The organism is Aneurinibacillus migulanus, assembly GCF_001274715.1.
Lineage (GTDB): Bacteria > Bacillota > Bacilli > Aneurinibacillales > Aneurinibacillaceae > Aneurinibacillus > Aneurinibacillus migulanus.
In genome coordinates this window covers 23,892-40,206 of the sequence record NZ_LGUG01000017.1, presented here as the reverse complement: position 1 = coordinate 40,206, position 16,315 = coordinate 23,892, and the positions used below count along the sequence as shown (strand labels likewise).

Below are 16,315 nucleotides of genomic sequence, written 5' to 3'. Positions count from 1 at the left end.
CTCTCGCGCTCAAAAACACCTACATTATTTTACCACATGAAACCCGGCGTCTACAACTTGACAGGCTTAGCTATATATTTCGGGTTTCAAAATGCCAATGTAAGGCAGATTCCGGTATTTCTCCGCGTAATCCAGTCCGTATCCGACAACGAAAGCGTCCGGAATCTGGAAACCGCAATAATCGGGCGTCAAGTCGACCGTACGTCGGGCCGGCTTGTCAAGCAATGTTACAACCTTCACAGATGCGGCATTACGTCGCTGGATATTATCGATTAGGTAGCTAAGCGTAAGGCCGCTATCGATAATGTCTTCCACGATAAGAACATGACGCTCATCCACGGAAGTATCCAAATCCTTCATAATCCGTACAACTCCGGAAGACTGGGTGGAAGCCCCGTAGCTAGAAACGGCCATAAAGTCCATCTCAAGCGGGATATCCATACGGCGCACCAGATCAGTCATAAAAGGGGCGCCTCCCCGTAAAACACAAATAACGAGTGGGTTTTTTCCCGCATATTCTTTGGAAAGAATACGGCCCAACTCGCGAATTTTGTCCGCAATTTCTTCTTCTGTCAAGAGCACTTTTTCAATGTCTTTTTCCATGATGAACCTCCTGGTATGAACACGGTCACAAAATTGGGATTCCGCTGCCAATCATACCTCTCCTGCCACGATATGAACAGGTAGCAGGAAAGCGAATTAAAATTGTCATAAAAGCGACGATTCAAGCACTACATACAATACGACATCCGCTTCCTTCTTGGGCACATGCCATCTCGAACGCCTTACGCCGGGAATCCAAAGGACATGTTCATCATCCGTGAGAAGGGGGATTTGGTCTCGCTGTTGGCGGGGTATTTTCTTATCGATAAGAATATCCTTTACCTTCTTGCTTCCGTGCATGCCTAGAGGTACCATACGATCTCCAGCACGCCGTTGCCTTACGTATAGTTTACCCTTAACACTCTCCGGGTCAAACATGGCGAACGTGCCTTCTGCAAGTCGATTCCTCTCATCCCTGTCCCCGTAATAACAGCGAACCGCCTGACCTATCTCTGAGATATAGGTCTGTCCGGGAATATCCAAAGAATATATGTAGGGGGGTATTGAATTTGTGACTGAAGAAAATGAAAAAATCACTCGTTGATACTCCCTGCGAACTTGCAACCCCCCAGGTAAATGGGTACAAGCTGCTGGATGAGCATCTTCAATGATTTGCCGTATGCTTTCAATATGCGCATACCCTATTTCTTTTATGTCGCTTTTCAGCAGATAACTTAATATTAGTTTAATCATCCTCCTTTGTAAAGCAAGGTGATGCGTCAGGAAATCATTTTGTCTTATGATTATTGTATTCGTGTTTTGTTCCTCTATGATGGAAGCAAGCTTTTCCACGCTCTCCTGCCGCATATAATCGTTTTCTTCCCGCAAAACTCCCGCGAGATGCACCGCAGCGCTTGCTACATGTGGGTTTTCCTCACGCATAAGTGGAATCCAATGCCGACGAATCCGATTACGTAAGTACTTGTCACTCCAATTACTGGCATCCTGACGCGGCGAGAGCCCTTCTTCCTCGCAATATTTCTCGATTTGATCTCTGGTTACTTCAAGCAATGGACGAATAATCTCGATGCCTTCTTCGCTACGGTATAGCGGAATACCTGCTAGACCTTCTATACCAGTTCCACGAACCAAACGCATTACCATCGTCTCCAGTTGATCATCCGCGTGATGGGCTGTCGCTACTTTCGCGCCTCCCATCTCACCGGCCACCTGCCTCAGGAATCGATAACGAACCTGCCGTGCCGCCTCCTGGGGGTTTAAGCCTGTTTCTTCGATAAGCTGCGGAACATCAATCGAATCCACAAAACAAGGAATTGCAAGTTCTTGGCACAGACGCTGCACATAGCGACTGTCTTCATCCGCTTCTTCACCACGAAATTGGTGGTTTACATGCGCCGCTGCTATCGTATATTCAAATTCTAGGCGCAAACGGGTAAGCGCATGCAGCAATGCAACCGAATCTGGACCGCCTGACACGGCCACAACAATCGCATCTCCTGTCTCTAATAAGCCATGAGCTTGTATCGTTTTTTTCAACTGCTCAAGCAATCATTCCACCTTCAATCATTCAGTCAGGAAAAGTCTGACCTACCTATTATACGAACCATATTAGCCACCGGTTTCAAAAATTTTCTGTTCAACATTAACTATAGCATAAGAAAAACTCGTGGACATTGCCACTCGTCCTTTTTACACAAAGAAGACAAACGGCAGCTTGGTGCCACTTCGTGCGAACCGACAAAACATCTAGGTATTTCGATGATAGAGACAGTTGCTGGTCTTTTTCGTCCGCTGTTCCACACGCCCCGCGAGTTTTTTCAAGCGAGACACTCGGAAGAAAGTATATATCGCTACCTTACCTTGTAGCGATATATACTTTCTTATCCAAAAAGAGCCCCGTCCCAACCGTTGCTGTGTCTGGACGAGGCAAAAAGCAATTCGTATTAGCTTACATAACGCGGCCGATCGATTTTTGGCGCATTTGGCACCGAAATTGTCGCCCATGGTAACATGTAATGTTCAATACGCGCCACCATTACCGTCATGTCATCATGAATTTCACCATAATGCTGACGAATGACAAGTTCAAGCAAGCAGTCTGCCACCTCCTGAGGATGATTCGTTTTTAATTCAGAAATCTTTCGTTTCATCCAGAGATTTTTGTTCTCGACGCGCGGCGCCTCATAAATGCCGTCCGTCATCATAATCAACAAATCTCCTGGCTTGAGCTGATAGCTTACTGTATCGACATCAATATCGTCAATAATACCGATCGGCAGGTTGTTAGCCGAAATTGGAATAACTTCTTTGCCTCGTTTAATAAAGCTCGGTGTAGAACCTGTTTTAATGAATTTTGCTTGTCCTGTATGCTGATCGATTAAAGCCAAATCAACCGTAGCAAACACCTCGTCCGGCGAACGGAGAGATAACACCGTATTCACAGACTTAATGCTCAATGTTTCTTCCATACCGGACTCAAGCAATTGCTGCAAGAGTTCCAGTGTCGAGGAACTTTCCAGGTAAGCCCTCTCTCCATTACCCATTCCGTCGCTCATTGCAAGCGCCATTTTGCCGTTTCCGAATTCCATAACCTTAAAGCAATCACCCGATAATAATTGACCTCCTTTGGCGGCGCCAGCCACACCGGTATCAATTTCAAATGTTTGGGCCGAACCCAGGCACATATGGCATGTTCCATCTGCAAGCGCCTGGCAGTCCTTATTTTTCACTGTAATCTTCTCACCGAGTATATCAGTCAGAAGCGGAGCAATAATCTTCGAGCATTCATCCCTTCCTTCGCAGGAAGGCTGTGTAATCTCAATATCCACCTTCCCTTCTTCAAGATTCATAATATCCACATTCCGTATGGATAATCCTACCCCTTCCAATGCTCCTAGAATTTGCTGCTCCTGTACATGCAGATGAACACCCTCTCTTTGAATCTCATGGGCAAAGTTATGCATAACGCGTGAGACACCCGCCAGTTGCTCGGCTACGAGCCGTCGGCTTTCAGCGATTTGCTGTTTCAGGTGCAACTGGTTCTGCCAGCGTATATATTCTTGCTCCATGTATGTCAGCATCCGATCCTGCTTTACGCATTTGCGCAGCCAATCCTTTGGCATTTCATTAACATTAATTTCACCATCTTGCTTCATAATGCGCATCATTTCACTCAATGCCTCATACGTATTATCAAAATCGCGACTCCAGCACTGATCCCTTTTCCAGCAGCGCTGGCACGTATTTTTCGTCACCTCACTCAGAAAATAATCTTTTTGCATCTCTTCATCTGGAACATCAGCTAGATGCGGTATAGCAAATGTTTCAGACAACTTGGTGAAAAGCTGGGCGAATTGGTTCATCTTTCCAACCGTCACATCACGCACCTTTCTCAAATATTGTTGTTGAGAGCTCGTATTCTCTTCCGTACCCGGAATAAATTTCGAGATTTCCTCCAGCACAAATCGCGGAGTCAACAGGAAGATCAGAACAGATGCAAATGTCTCCAGAGATGACTGAAGAATTTCTCGTTGCTCACCTACATAGATAGTCAGAATAGACGATCCGATAAGTAGGCCGATCGCTACAGTCCATTTCCTGCCTTCGCGCAGTAAACCCGCCAATAAGCCGGAGAATGCCAGCAGACTGATTTGATGAATGGCATCTATGTTAGCCAGACTTAAGACAAGCCCGGTTACTACCCCCACGGCAGCGCCTACCGTCCCACCGCCTACCGCAGCAAAAAGGAGAACAAGATAGCGCGCAAGCACATTATCCACTGACACATCTTGCACAAACCACCCAACTGTTCCCGTCATAATTGACGCCAGAAGAATGATTAAGCAGATAATTTCTTCCGTACGCAAATTTTGCTGGCTTCGCCTCGATGTTAGGATCGGAATCGCCTGTACAAAAATGAGCGTGAGAATTAAGCTAAGAAGCGCTGCTACGCCGTTCATAAACAGCGAATGCCAAGTTAGCTTGTTTAGAATGTAGTCGACTGTAATCCCACTGAGGAGGACCGCGAGAAATGAAAGCAGCGGAGCATAGTTTAACTCCATTTTCCGGCGCCTCTCCAATACGCTTGCTAGGACCAGTACCATCGCCATTCCGAGAAAATTTGCCGAAGCGATCTCCATCGACTGCATCGCGCTTCCGGCTATAATCGAGAACATGATAAGAAGCAGCCGATTTCTCTTTAGGAAATACATCACCGCGAAAAAAGAAATCGCGAATGGAGAGAGCTCTTGCAGAATAACTGCACGTCCAAGCAAAAAACCCATCATCAGGTGCAACACGCTCCATTGATGGGAAACTGCATATAACCAATTTCCTCCTCTCTTGTTAACCCCCTCAAAAGTGGATGTCATTCTTCCTGCTACTTTTCCTGCCATTGTCGCTGATTGATTACGAATCATCCTCAACACCACCTTACCTGAATTTTGTGATTCTCATTATAAGCACAGGTCAAAAACAAATTTTGTCAAAACAAGTAGGTTTTAATTAAAAATTTTCCGACAATTAACTTCCTGTTTTTTACTGGGTGTCGATTTCCTTTTGTTACTGATGATATGGAAAAAAGGAAATAAAAAAAGGAGAGCAATCGCTCTCCAACCCTTGTCTTTATTACTTTTTCTTATCTTCATCCGGCGTCAGGAATATGATTTCCCCTTCTTTGGAAAGAAAGAAATTTTTCCTGGCCAATTCACTGATATACTCCTGATCATTCATTCTTTTTACCTGTAATTCGAGTTGTTTCTTATCACCCTCCACCTTGGTGACCTCACGCTGCAAGTCCACAAGCTCCCTCTGTTTATCCGCTAATTGCTCACTCTGCGAATAATATGTGTATCCCGCCCATGACAAAAACAAAACGACAATAATCTGCAAAAGACGCATTCTGCGCTTCCGACCATAATTCGATGGCTTGGATTGCGGTTGTTGTTGCATATCGTTCACCTTTCCTGATTGATTATTTTACATTTTCTTACCTTTTATCCAGCCCGTCAAGGCTTGCCATCTTTTTCTCACAATTCTCTTTGCTTTTTGCGTCGGTTTTTGCAGGTATCTCGTCCATATCGGCGACCATAGCTTTCCTCCCAAAAACAAAAATGGCCGGGCAAGCCATTTTACAACAGTAAACAGTACAGAGAAGAGGAAAAGAACGATAGCGACCAATGCCCGGTATAAAAAAAGGAGGGGAACGATGAAAATATAGTATCCGATTCTTAGTATTACCCGGTATAGCCATATGGATAAAGCGATAAGCTTGTTCAAAATTCCAAGGTATATACGCTGGAATAGCAGAAAATATAAAATGATGCCGATGCCTAGCCCGAGAAAAATATAAATTCGGACTACACCTTCATTTATTCTCAAAAGCGTACCAAATACAAGAAACGTACAGCTTATCCAAAAGAAAAAGTCGGATACCCATACCAGCCAAATAGGGAGACGACACTTGCGCTCCATTGTCCGGTATGTATCGTACAGTATTCCTATAGCCAGTCCGCACAGTAACATCGCCAACATTGTCGTTGCTTGCCCGGTAAGCGTCACTTAAAGATCCGGCCAAAGATTCCTTTGGCTTTTTCTCCCTGGTAGGATTCGTCGATATATTCCATCGCGAATACCAAGCCCTCAATCGATACCTGTCCTGTCTCCAGGCTCAGGTTCTTCATATGCAGGTTTTTCCCCTTTATTGTAAGAAAACCCGCCTCTGTGTGGAGCAGGAATTCTTCATGATCGAAACTCTCGACCTTAAGTACGCCTGTTATATCAAGCTTTTTTCGGTTAATCATGACAACATCATGACGAATCGTCTTCTTTGGGTTTGTTTCCATCATTACGGCCCACCCTCCTTTTTATCCCGCCTTAACGGGCAGTAATACCCCCACTGAGTGAAGTTTCACTTTATACCATCCTATGGAGGGAAGGCGCAGAATAGAACAAGAGAAAACCCTATTCCATGTTGTTCATGCAGGCATTATCTACCTCTTTACCAAATGGAAGGTTGAGAATCTTCCCGGTCATCACGAGGTAGGTATTCTTCTTTAATCATCGTGTAGAGAGTAGCTGCTTCATCCTTTTTGGTTGTGTCGAGAAGCTTTTCCACTTTTACAGTAACAAGCTTATTGCCATAACGGACGATAAGCTCGTCCCCTATTTTTACGTTGGCGCTGGATTTTGCCACCTGACCGTTAATTGTTACGCGTCCTTGATCGCATACTTCTTTCGCCAATGTACGGCGCTTCACCAACCGGGAAACCTTCAAAAATTTATCGAGTCGCATCTTTATATCCCTTCTTCCTCTTTCTTTTTCTGTTTCGCTTCCTGCCACCAGTTCTCCATCTCGTCAAGTGATGTATTCTCAAACGTCTTGCCCGCTTCTATTATTTTCTTTTCAATATAGGAAAAGCGATAGTAAAACTTCTTGTTCGTCAAGGCTAGCGCCTCTTCCGGGTCAATCTTCATAAAACGCGCGATATTAACGATGACGAACAGCAAATCACCAAGTTCTTCCCGGCGATGTTCCAGTGTCTGTGCTTCCTTCAGTTCTTCCCACTCTTCTTTTACTTTATCAAACACTTCGGATAGCTCGTCCCAATCAAAACCAACATCTGCCGCCTTCTTCTGATATTTATATGCCTTAAGAATGGCGGGCAAGTCACGCGGCACCCCATCGAGTCGAGATATCGTCTCTTTTCCTTTCCCCTGTTTTTCTTTCTTCTTAATATCCTCCCAGTTCTGCAACGCCTCATCCGCGTCTTCCGCATTCGATGCACCGAATACATGAGGGTGTCGACGAATCAGCTTTTCATTCAGCCCAGCAATAACATCCTGAACGGTAAAGTAGCCCTCCTCTTCAGCCATTTGCGAATGTAGCATAATCTGGAGAAGCAGATCCCCCATCTCTTCGCACATCGCTTCCGGGTCCTCATCGTCAATTGTTTCAAGCACTTCGTACGTTTCCTCGATCAGATTCTTCCGGATCGATTGATGGGTCTGTTCCCGATCCCATGGGCAGCCGTTCGGACTGCGCAGAATCGCAACGATTTCTCGGAGACGCCAGAACTGGCGGTTCAATGCCCTGTCTTCCTCCGTTGGCGGTACATACACCGTTGTCAGGTTGCTGTAGTTGTCCAGCCTGTCCAATTCATACAGAGGTATCGTCTGAATTCGCTCCTCTTCCGTAACTCCCGCCGCTGTTACGACGGTAACTGGGTAATCATCCGGGTATGCCTCCATCAATGTAAGCTTCACATCCGAGGCAACGAACGCATCATATACCTGGCAGATGAGATGATGCAAATTTGGTTGTACCTGATGCTTTTGCAGGTCGGTTCCATCTAACAGAGCAAACCCTTCCACCGGATCGATTTTCAACGAGGCGAATACAGGGTCAAGAAAGCTTTGCCCCCCTTTCACCTTAATCTCTACACCTTGTTCTTCGGCCCTATCCATCAGTAGCTGCACTGTACGCTCAGCTACAAGCGGATGACCCGGTACCGCATAGACAATCTCGTCTTTCTCCTCGACCATTCGAAAGAGGCGGTCGCTAATTTCCTCGTACACTTCCGGGAATTGATCGTGCGCTTTATATACATCATCAAAGCTCTCGTACGCTACTCCCTCCGCCAACAGCTCGGCAACGACTGGATGCTTCTCTGTCCGCAAATAAAGATGTTTTGCTCCCTTTAGAATACGGTAAATCCTAAGGGGAAGCCCTTCCAGGTTTCCCGCCCCAAGACCGATTACAATAATTTTCTTCATTATAATTGCATCTCCTTTTGAAGTCAGTCATGCAGAAGTTTAAACTTTTTAAGCAACGGTACGATCTTACGTCCGGCCTTTGTGCTTTCTAGATCGGCCTGCCGTACAGTCCCGGACAGAAGAAGAGCTACAGCATACATGACAACGCCCGCACCGACAGCCAACAAGCTTACCCCGGTAAAATACAGACGCGCAGAAGTAAATAAGTCTGCAAGCCACCGTTCTGCAGCCTGTCGGGCAACAAATGCGGCCAGTCCCATCATCATTACCGCAATAAATGGCTTAATAAAGAAGGCTTGTAGACCGAACCTAGCGCCGGTCAGATGATGCACCGTATACAAATTCAACAATGTAGAAATCATATAGGCACATACAGTAGCTACGGCGGCACCTGTAATACCAAAGAAAGGAATGAGCAAAATATTTAATAGAAGCTTTATTACAACGCCAATTAGTAGATTACGGACCGGCAGGTTAACTTCTCCCATCCCTTGAAGAATTCCCGCTGACGTAATGCCCAGCGTGGAGAAGATGGTTGTAAATGCAAGGATAGTTAAAGCCATCGTTCCGTTATCATTCTCATATAGCATTACATTCACAGGTCCGGCAACAATAGCAAGGCCGATAGAAGCCGGCAATCCGAATAAGAACGTCAGACGCAGAGCCAATTCTGTCCGCGCAGCAATCAAACGATGCTGGTTCAACGCTTTTGCTTCGGCAATGGCCGGGACAAGTGATAGAGAGAGCGCCGTTGCAAAAAATGCGGCAAACTGTACCAGCGGTTGTCCTCGATCAAAAATCCCTTTCAATTCGTATGCGTCTTCTGCACCGCTTCCTCCGCGAATCAGCATGCTGACGACGGTAAATGAATCGGATAGCTGCATTAGCGGAAGTACAAGCGAGCCTAGACAAATGGGAATGGCATAATAGAACAGTTTCCGCGCAATCTCCCCAATGGACTCCTGCCTATATGTATTTTTCAGTGATGTCTCGTCCCATACTTTCTGCTGTACCTTATGATTTCGTCGCCAGAAAAAAAGCATAAGAATAAATGCAAAAGACGCCCCGGTTACTGCACCGAATACTGCACCTGACCCGGCAAGGTATACGTCGCCTGTTGTCTTCATAAACCAGTACGATAATATGATAATGGTGGCAACACGCACGAACTGCTCGCCAATTTGTGAAACCGCAGTAGGAACCATATTATGATGACCTTGAAAGTATCCGCGTATCGACGCCATGACCGGTACGACCAAAAGAGCGAATGATACACTTCGAATCGGCATGACTAGTTTATCGTCCCTCATAAATCCGGCCAATACTGGTGCGCCAAACCAGAGAAGGATAAAAACGAGGAAGCCTGTCAGCGTTAGCACTCCTGTAGATACACGGAAAATTTTGCGTGCGCCATATATATCGCCTACCGCCAGCTTCTCCGCTACGAATTTCGAAATCGCTATCGGGAATCCGGCCGTCGCCAGAATAAGAAGGGCACTGTACAGCGGATATACTTGTGTGTAGACATAATAGCCGAGATCACCCGTAATGTTTTGGTACGGAATACGGTAGACAACTCCCAGCAGTTTGGATAATAGCGCGCCCGCTCCCAGTATTGCAGCTCCTTTCAGAAAAGAAGCCCCCTGATTCTTAGACATAGATTCCCCTCTCTTTTCCCGGTAAATTCCTGCATAATTATATCACAAATTAAAAGCAGGGCGGGGTTCCGAAAGGCTTGCCCCATAAACTAGCTTATGCGTCTTACGGGACGAACTTTCCCAAAAAAAAGCTTCCTGGCAAGTGTTCTTACCGGAAGCTTGGTCATGCTTTTTACTGCTCCATCTGTTTTGCGAGAAAACCTGCCGCTGTTTCTACAAGCTTAACTTCCAGGTCGCCCATCTTGGCCTGGTCATTCTTCGTCAGAAGAATCACTGAGCCAATCGGGTCACCTCCTGCAATAATCGGAGCAATAACGTAGGAGGAATAATTATCTTCATTGTCGCGGATCATCTCATATTCCCCCGCGCTGGTCTGCAATGAAGTACGGCGCTCCTCCATCGTAGTTTCTACGATTTCACCGATAGCCTTGTCCATGAATTCTTTCTTGGAAGCCCCGGATACGGCGATGATGGTATCGCGGTCGCTAATTAGCGTAATATGATTGGTGCTCTCATACAGCGAATCAGCATATTCCTTGGCGAAATCGCCTAACTCTCCAATCGGAGAGTACTTCTTCAGAATCACTTCTCCGTCGCGATCCACAAAAATCTCCAGCGGATCTCCTTCACGAATGCGAAGTGTACGGCGAATTTCTTTCGGAATGACCACACGCCCTAAGTCGTCAATCCGGCGTACAATTCCAGTTGCTTTCATAATTCTCGATGCCTCGCTTTCTTGAAGTAATTACATGACTGCAACTTATAATTAGCTTGCTTGTAGTATTTATCTCCTGCACGGAGAATATTCACCATCCTACTCCCCTTTATGCAAACTTTTTTGGCTAAAAAAATTTATGCAGGTATAATTTTTTGCATATGTTATGCGTTTATTCATAATAACAGGTACTAAAACCCTTTCATAAAATAATGCAACTCAACATTCAATCGCTTTGCATATTCGGCATCCAATTTGCATTGTAATAAGGAAAAGACAACCCAATGCAAAAAGGAGACGATTATGCATGAATAGCAAGCAAGTATGCCAAAGATGCCATCGCGAACTGAAGGAGCAGGAAACAAGCACTTCAGAAAGGGAAAATACGCTCTGCCATCGTTGCCAGGACGTGCTGGAATTTGGTTATCCGTCTTTTCCATTCTATAAGTTAAGTGAATACGCAACAAAATAAGAAAAACGCGCGAGCATGACCGCTCGTCCTTTTTCCACAAAGAAGCCAAACGGCCGCTTAATGTCACTTTCTTGCTTTACAGTAACATATACTTTCTTAATCTGTAAAAAAAGAGTCCCCGCATGTAATGCGTAGGACTCCTTTTTTTATTGGCCGCTTGGCTTTTGCGGTTGACCACCTTGAGGCTCTGGTACAGGCATAGGTTGCTGCGTGCCCGGCACAGACTGTCCCGGTTGCTCTGATTGCCCTGGAACTTGCTGTTGTGGCTGTTCTTTAATCATATCAGCTGGAATTTTCTCTTCTTTAATCATACCTTTTACTTTCTGAGTAAAGAATTCATTCTCTTTCTCTTGCGCCAGCATATTGGTGATATCTTTTTTCACTTCATCATAAGGCTGGTCTTGTCGTTTCTCGACACGCATAATATGATATCCGAATTCCGTTTCGATCGGATCGCTAATTTTATTGAGCGGAAGCGTCTTAGCCGCATTCTTAAACGGTCCTACCATGCCTTCAAGAGTCAAGCCGTCCGGAGAAGGAAGTTCATACAATCCACCTGTCTCTTTCGTACCTGGATCGTCCGTATTCTCTTTGGCTAATTTGGCAAAGTCCGCACCATTCCGCAGTTGTTTCACGAGTTCGTCCGCTTTCTTTTTCGCCTCTGCTTTCGATCTCTTCTCTGTACCGATAAGAATGTGACGTACATTCGTTTGCGTCAAATAGCCTTCTTTCTTGGCCATATCATATTCTTTCTTTTTGTCTTCTTCCTTAACGTCTTTAGAGAAGTACGAGATCATCTTTACCTGATCAAGGAAGAAATCCTTCATCTCGTTTTGGGTTACTTTGCGGTCTGCATAGTATTGCGTCAGTTTTTTATCTTGCCCGATTTGCTGTTTAACAAAATCCTCATACTGTGTAAAATTCTTTTCTGCTTCCTTCTTCATTTCATCTGTCTCTTTAACCTGAGCGGTAACATGCAATGTCATTACCATATAATGGAGCGCTGCCGTAAGCGCTTCTTTGTTCCCCGAGTCGATTGCCTGAGCCATGCTCGGCTCTATCGCTTTTAGAACTTCAGTATAATTCTTGAATTCAGGTTCAGTAATTTCTTTGCCGTCATCATACTTGGCAACTACTGGTCCGGTCTTTCCGCATCCCGCAAGCAGGACAACGAGAGAAAGAATACAGACCAACACAAGTCGCCCGTACTGCTTAATTGGCCACATCTGTTGTTTCCTCGCCTTCTTTTTTCTTTTTGAGTTCGTCGAATTGAGTGAGGAAACTTTCCACAAGTTCAATGCTCTCCTCAGGCTTCAATCCTTTCACCTTAATTCCGACAACTACCTGTTGTCCCTGCCGTGAAGGCGTGATGCGCCGCAGGAGAGGTCCTTTAATCTCATATAAGTCTCCCCAATCCACTTTGGCGCTCTGATCTTCATGGAAGATCAGTTGAATGGTATCCGCTTTCTGTGCAATTTCCACAATGCGGTGTCGAATCGCATATACCCGCAGACGCGACACAAATAGCAGACTGCTTACACTCTGTGGAATATTACCGAATCGGTCCATTAACTCCTCCGTTAAATCCTCGATTTCTTCGAATGAGGATACAGCAGCGAACTTTTTGTACATCTCGATCTTCTGTTTTCCATCCTGAATATAATCAGAAGGAATAAACGCATCAATGGTCAGGTTAATCTCAGGATGCACCTCTTCTTCCTTCTGTGGCTCACCCTTCAATTCCTCAATCGCATCCTTCAACATCTGACTATATAAGTCAAAACCAACCGACGCGATAAAGCCATGCTGCTCCGCGCCGAGCAGATTTCCTGCCCCGCGGATCGACAAATCGCGCATCGCAATCTTAAATCCGGAACCAAGCTCGGTAAATTCTTTAATCGCCTGCAATCTCTTCTCCGCCACTTCAGTCAGCACCTTATCCCGCCGATACGTGAAATATGCGTATGCAATACGATTCGAACGCCCGACTCTTCCTCGTAATTGGTACAACTGTGACAAGCCCATTCGATCCGCATTCGTGACGATAAGCGTATTAACATTTGGGATGTCTACGCCTGTCTCGATAATCGTCGTACTAACCAGAACATCCGCTTCTCCTTCCAGGAAGCTCAGCATAACCGATTCCAGTTCCGTCTCGTTCATCTGACCGTGTGCCACCGCAACGCGGGCGTCCGGCACAAGCATACGGATTTGATCCGCCATTTGATCAATACCTTGTACCTGATTATACAGGAAATATACCTGTCCTTCCCGTGCCAGTTCGCGCTCAATCGCTTCCCGTATCAATCCAGCACTGTATTCCATTACATACGTCTGAACAGGAAAACGATTCTCCGGGGGCGTCTCGATAACAGAAAGATCGCGTACGCCAAGCATCGACATGTGCAGTGTACGCGGAATCGGCGTTGCTGTCAACGTCAAAACATCCACATTTGTCTTCAAACGCTTCAGTTTCTCTTTATGCGTAACGCCAAAGCGCTGTTCTTCATCAACGATGAGCAGACCTAGATCTTTAAAGACAATATCCTTTGAGAGAAGACGATGTGTTCCGATTACGACGTCGACCGTCCCGTCCTTCAGTCCTTTAATCGTCTGTGTTTGCTCTTTCCGTGTTCGGAACCTGCTGATAACGGAGATGTTTACCGGGTAATCAGCAAACCTTTCCCGGAATGTCTCATAATGCTGCTGTGCCAGAATGGTCGTTGGTACAAGCAAGGCTACCTGTTTGCCGTCCATGACCGCCTTGAATGCTGCACGAATCGCCACTTCGGTTTTTCCGTATCCTACGTCCCCGCACAGCAAACGATCCATCGGACGCTCTTTCTCCATATCTTCTTTAATCTCTCGGATTGCACGCAATTGGTCTTCCGTTTCATCATATGGAAACATTGCTTCGAACTCACGCATTTCCTCCCCGTCTTTCGTAAACGCATAGCCTTTCGCCTGCTGACGTTCCGCATATAGACGGATTAAATCCTGAGCAATGTCCTGTACCGATGCACGAACCTTGCTTTTAACCTTTTTCCAATCGGTACCACCCAATTTGTATACTTTCGGTTCTTTTTCTTCGCTGCCGACATACTTCTGTACTTGATCAATTTGCTCAATAGGTACGTATAGCTTGTCATTTCCCGCGTATTTAACGTGCAGGTAATCTTTATGAATGCCATTAATTTCGAGTGTATCGATACCTAGATATTTACCGATACCATGGTTGACATGCACAACATAGTCGCCTACCTGCAGCTCCGTATAGCTCTTGATACGTTCGGCATTGCTGATGTTTTTCCGTGTTTTAGACGCTTTTCTCTGTTTCTGAGTAAATACTTCACTTTCCGTAACAACTACAAGATGCTGCATCGGCATCTCAAAACCGCTCTGTAGGTTACCAATAGTAATAACAGGGCGACTGCTCGCAAGCGCTTTATCCGGTGAGAGAACAATATCAACTTCAATTTCATAATCGTGAAACACTCTCTCCATCCGGCGTGCCCGTTCTTCGTCCGCGGCGCAGAATACGACCACAGCATTCGATTTTTTCCACCGCTCCATCTCCGTTTTCAATACGTTCATTTGACCATGAAAATTTTGCATGGCTTTGCAGTTAAAATTAACAATATTTTGCGGATTGGTTTTCGGTACTTGTCGCAGGAACAGAGATGTATGCAGTATCGGCCATTTTTTCGGAGCAATAATGTTCTCCAACGAATGGGATAGCTCTATATCCGGAAGGAATTCCCCTTCCTGTACCAATGCCGTTTTCCATTCCGCTTCATCTTTCTCCAGCTGTGCCGCTGCCTCTACAATACGTGAAGGCTCATCAATGAGGACAAGCGGCTTTTCTTTCAAATAGTCTATTAAAGTTTGCTGCGACGAATATAGAAAAGAGATATATTTATAGATTCCGGTAAACGAATGGCCCTGGCGCAACTGTTCGATTTCCCAGCCTACCTTTTCGGCAATAAGCTCCTTAACTTGTGTAGCTTTCACTTTAGGAAGTGTTGCCTTCATATGCTGTTCTATCTTTTCTGCTGCCTGAATGAAGATTTCCTGGCCACCGAACACCTCCCGTGTCGGACCGATCAAAATCTCTTGCAGATTCTCAATGGACCGTTGATTGGAAATATCGAATGTCCGAATGGAATCGACTTCGGTATCAAATAATTCAATCCGTACAGGATGAGACATATAGACAGGAAAGATATCAATGATTCCACCTCGAACGCTAATCTCGCCACGCGTTTCTACCATTTCAACACGCTCGTAACCAAGCGCTATCATCTTTCCAAGGAAATTCTCCAATTCAATTTCTTCACCTATAGCAAGCGGATACTGTGCTCTCTTCCACTCATCTACAGGTATGACAGTGCGGCGGACGCCCGCATATGGAACAACCAATACCCCTCTTTTGCCTGCAGCAAGCGCATTCAACACTTCAATGCGTTGACTAAGTGTTTCCGGACTAGAAATAGATACTTCTGATAGTACCATCTCATTGGCTGGATACAGCCATACTTCATCCGACGGTAAAAGCTGATTCATATCATCATATATTTTCTGAGCTTGAAACATATTGTGTGTCACAATAACGAGAGGTCGCGTCATCGTCTGATACAAAGCGGCATAGAATATCTGCCGGGCAGAATTGCTTAGCCCGGATGCAAGCTGCTCCCTTAACCCCCGTTTGTAACTGTCGACTATCGCTTCGAACTCATCATCGCGTTTAAATTTCTCTACCAGACCTTGCAATCGCTCTTCCTCCTCTCTTTACGAATGCATCCGCAAATGCAAAAATAAGCCTTAGCAAAAAGCCAAGGCTCTGTATGCTGATTTATTGTAAAGGATACATAAGTTCAGGGTAACGGTAAATAGCTTCACTGCAGTATTCACATGTAACACTTGCCACCGTATCCCCATTTGCTTCATAGCTAATTATATGTTTCCTCTCTTCAGGGGTCAAGAAATGAAACCCCAATCTATCTTCTGTCGCCTCAGCATGTTCGATTGCCGCATGCTGTGTACCGCAATGCGGGCAGATATATCGTATCGCCATATGTATGCCCCCCGGAAATGTATTATGCTTATATTTATTCTTTCCAGAAGGCTGGCGTA

14 protein-coding genes are annotated in these 16,315 nt (G+C 45.4%); 1 reads left to right on the top strand and 13 read right to left on the bottom strand.

What is annotated here, in order from left to right; genetic code table 11:
• Positions 1-66: 66 nt before the first annotated feature.
• The 10 genes from hpt to spoVT form a co-directional block, all read right to left on the bottom strand.
• Positions 67-603: a hypoxanthine phosphoribosyltransferase gene (gene hpt / locus AF333_RS31230; protein WP_043063534.1), complete on the bottom strand. Its 537-nt coding sequence runs from the start codon at positions 601-603 to the stop codon at positions 67-69.
• A 105-nt stretch (positions 604-708) separates the two neighbouring features.
• Entirely contained in the window at positions 709-2,112 is a 1,404-nt protein-coding gene (gene tilS / locus AF333_RS31225; protein WP_043063533.1) for a tRNA lysidine(34) synthetase TilS, read from the bottom strand.
• A 395-nt stretch (positions 2,113-2,507) separates the two neighbouring features.
• Positions 2,508-4,982: a stage II sporulation protein E gene (gene spoIIE, locus AF333_RS31220; protein WP_043063532.1), complete on the bottom strand. Its 2,475-nt coding sequence runs from the start codon at positions 4,980-4,982 to the stop codon at positions 2,508-2,510.
• A gap of 208 nt (positions 4,983-5,190) precedes the next feature.
• Complete coding sequence (locus tag AF333_RS31215; protein WP_043063531.1) at positions 5,191-5,514, bottom strand: FtsB family cell division protein; 324 nt, start codon at positions 5,512-5,514, stop codon at positions 5,191-5,193.
• A 27-nt stretch (positions 5,515-5,541) separates the two neighbouring features.
• The gene (gene yabQ, locus AF333_RS31210) at positions 5,542-6,123 is read right to left on the bottom strand and encodes a spore cortex biosynthesis protein YabQ (RefSeq protein ID WP_043063530.1); all 582 of its coding nucleotides are present in this window, start codon (positions 6,121-6,123) and stop codon (positions 5,542-5,544) included.
• On the bottom strand, positions 6,120-6,410 hold the full coding sequence (gene yabP, locus AF333_RS31205; protein ID WP_021621992.1) for a sporulation protein YabP: 291 nt from the start codon (positions 6,408-6,410) through the stop codon (positions 6,120-6,122). Before yabP ends, yabQ begins: the two co-directional genes overlap by 4 nt.
• 152 nt (positions 6,411-6,562) lie before the next feature.
• Positions 6,563-6,856 carry an RNA-binding S4 domain-containing protein gene (locus AF333_RS31200; RefSeq protein WP_043063529.1) on the bottom strand — a complete coding sequence of 98 codons (294 nt, stop codon included), beginning with the start codon at positions 6,854-6,856 and terminating at the stop codon, positions 6,563-6,565.
• 2 nt (positions 6,857-6,858) lie between these two features.
• Entirely contained in the window at positions 6,859-8,337 is a 1,479-nt protein-coding gene (gene yabN, locus AF333_RS31195) for a bifunctional methyltransferase/pyrophosphohydrolase YabN (RefSeq protein WP_080787526.1), read from the bottom strand.
• Between the two features lie 23 nt (positions 8,338-8,360).
• Complete coding sequence (locus AF333_RS31190; RefSeq protein WP_043063527.1) at positions 8,361-9,995, bottom strand: putative polysaccharide biosynthesis protein; 1,635 nt, start codon at positions 9,993-9,995, stop codon at positions 8,361-8,363.
• A gap of 172 nt (positions 9,996-10,167) precedes the next feature.
• A complete protein-coding gene (gene spoVT, locus AF333_RS31185) occupies positions 10,168-10,710 on the bottom strand; it encodes a stage V sporulation protein T (protein WP_043063526.1) in 543 nt (180 codons plus the stop codon).
• Between the two features lie 307 nt (positions 10,711-11,017).
• Here spoVT and AF333_RS34085 point away from each other — a divergent pair, with 307 nt between their 5' ends.
• Complete coding sequence (locus AF333_RS34085; protein ID WP_158502266.1) at positions 11,018-11,182, top strand: hypothetical protein; 165 nt, start codon at positions 11,018-11,020, stop codon at positions 11,180-11,182.
• A 146-nt stretch (positions 11,183-11,328) separates the two neighbouring features.
• Here the strand turns inward: AF333_RS34085 and AF333_RS31180 are convergent, their stop codons facing one another.
• The 3 genes from AF333_RS31180 to AF333_RS31170 all read right to left on the bottom strand — a co-directional run bounded on the left by AF333_RS31180 (position 11,329) and on the right by AF333_RS31170 (position 16,256).
• Entirely contained in the window at positions 11,329-12,408 is a 1,080-nt protein-coding gene (locus tag AF333_RS31180) for a peptidylprolyl isomerase (protein WP_043063525.1), read from the bottom strand.
• Positions 12,395-15,952, bottom strand: a complete 3,558-nt coding sequence (gene mfd, locus AF333_RS31175; protein ID WP_043063524.1) for a transcription-repair coupling factor — start codon at positions 15,950-15,952, stop codon at positions 12,395-12,397. The genes AF333_RS31180 and mfd overlap by 14 nt, the downstream gene beginning before the upstream one ends.
• A gap of 82 nt (positions 15,953-16,034) precedes the next feature.
• Complete coding sequence (locus AF333_RS31170) at positions 16,035-16,256, bottom strand: anti-sigma-F factor Fin (protein WP_040302751.1); 222 nt, start codon at positions 16,254-16,256, stop codon at positions 16,035-16,037.
• Positions 16,257-16,315: the final 59 nt, after the last annotated feature.

Coding starts and splice junctions, on each gene's coding strand:
- hpt (WP_043063534.1), bottom strand. CDS start 603: ATGGAAAAAGACATTGAAAAAGTGCTCTTGACAGAAGAAGAAATTGCG.
- spoIIE (WP_043063532.1), bottom strand. CDS start 4,982: ATGATTCGTAATCAATCAGCGACAATGGCAGGAAAAGTAGCAGGAAGA.
- AF333_RS31215 (WP_043063531.1), bottom strand. CDS start 5,514: ATGCAACAACAACCGCAATCCAAGCCATCGAATTATGGTCGGAAGCGC.
- yabP (WP_021621992.1), bottom strand. CDS start 6,410: ATGATGGAAACAAACCCAAAGAAGACGATTCGTCATGATGTTGTCATG.
- AF333_RS31200 (WP_043063529.1), bottom strand. CDS start 6,856: ATGCGACTCGATAAATTTTTGAAGGTTTCCCGGTTGGTGAAGCGCCGT.
- yabN (WP_080787526.1), bottom strand. CDS start 8,337: ATGAAGAAAATTATTGTAATCGGTCTTGGGGCGGGAAACCTGGAAGGG.
- AF333_RS31190 (WP_043063527.1), bottom strand. CDS start 9,995: ATGTCTAAGAATCAGGGGGCTTCTTTTCTGAAAGGAGCTGCAATACTG.
- spoVT (WP_043063526.1), bottom strand. CDS start 10,710: ATGAAAGCAACTGGAATTGTACGCCGGATTGACGACTTAGGGCGTGTG.
- AF333_RS34085 (WP_158502266.1), top strand. CDS start 11,018: ATGAATAGCAAGCAAGTATGCCAAAGATGCCATCGCGAACTGAAGGAG.
- AF333_RS31180 (WP_043063525.1), bottom strand. CDS start 12,408: ATGTGGCCAATTAAGCAGTACGGGCGACTTGTGTTGGTCTGTATTCTT.
- AF333_RS31170 (WP_040302751.1), bottom strand. CDS start 16,256: ATGGCGATACGATATATCTGCCCGCATTGCGGTACACAGCATGCGGCA.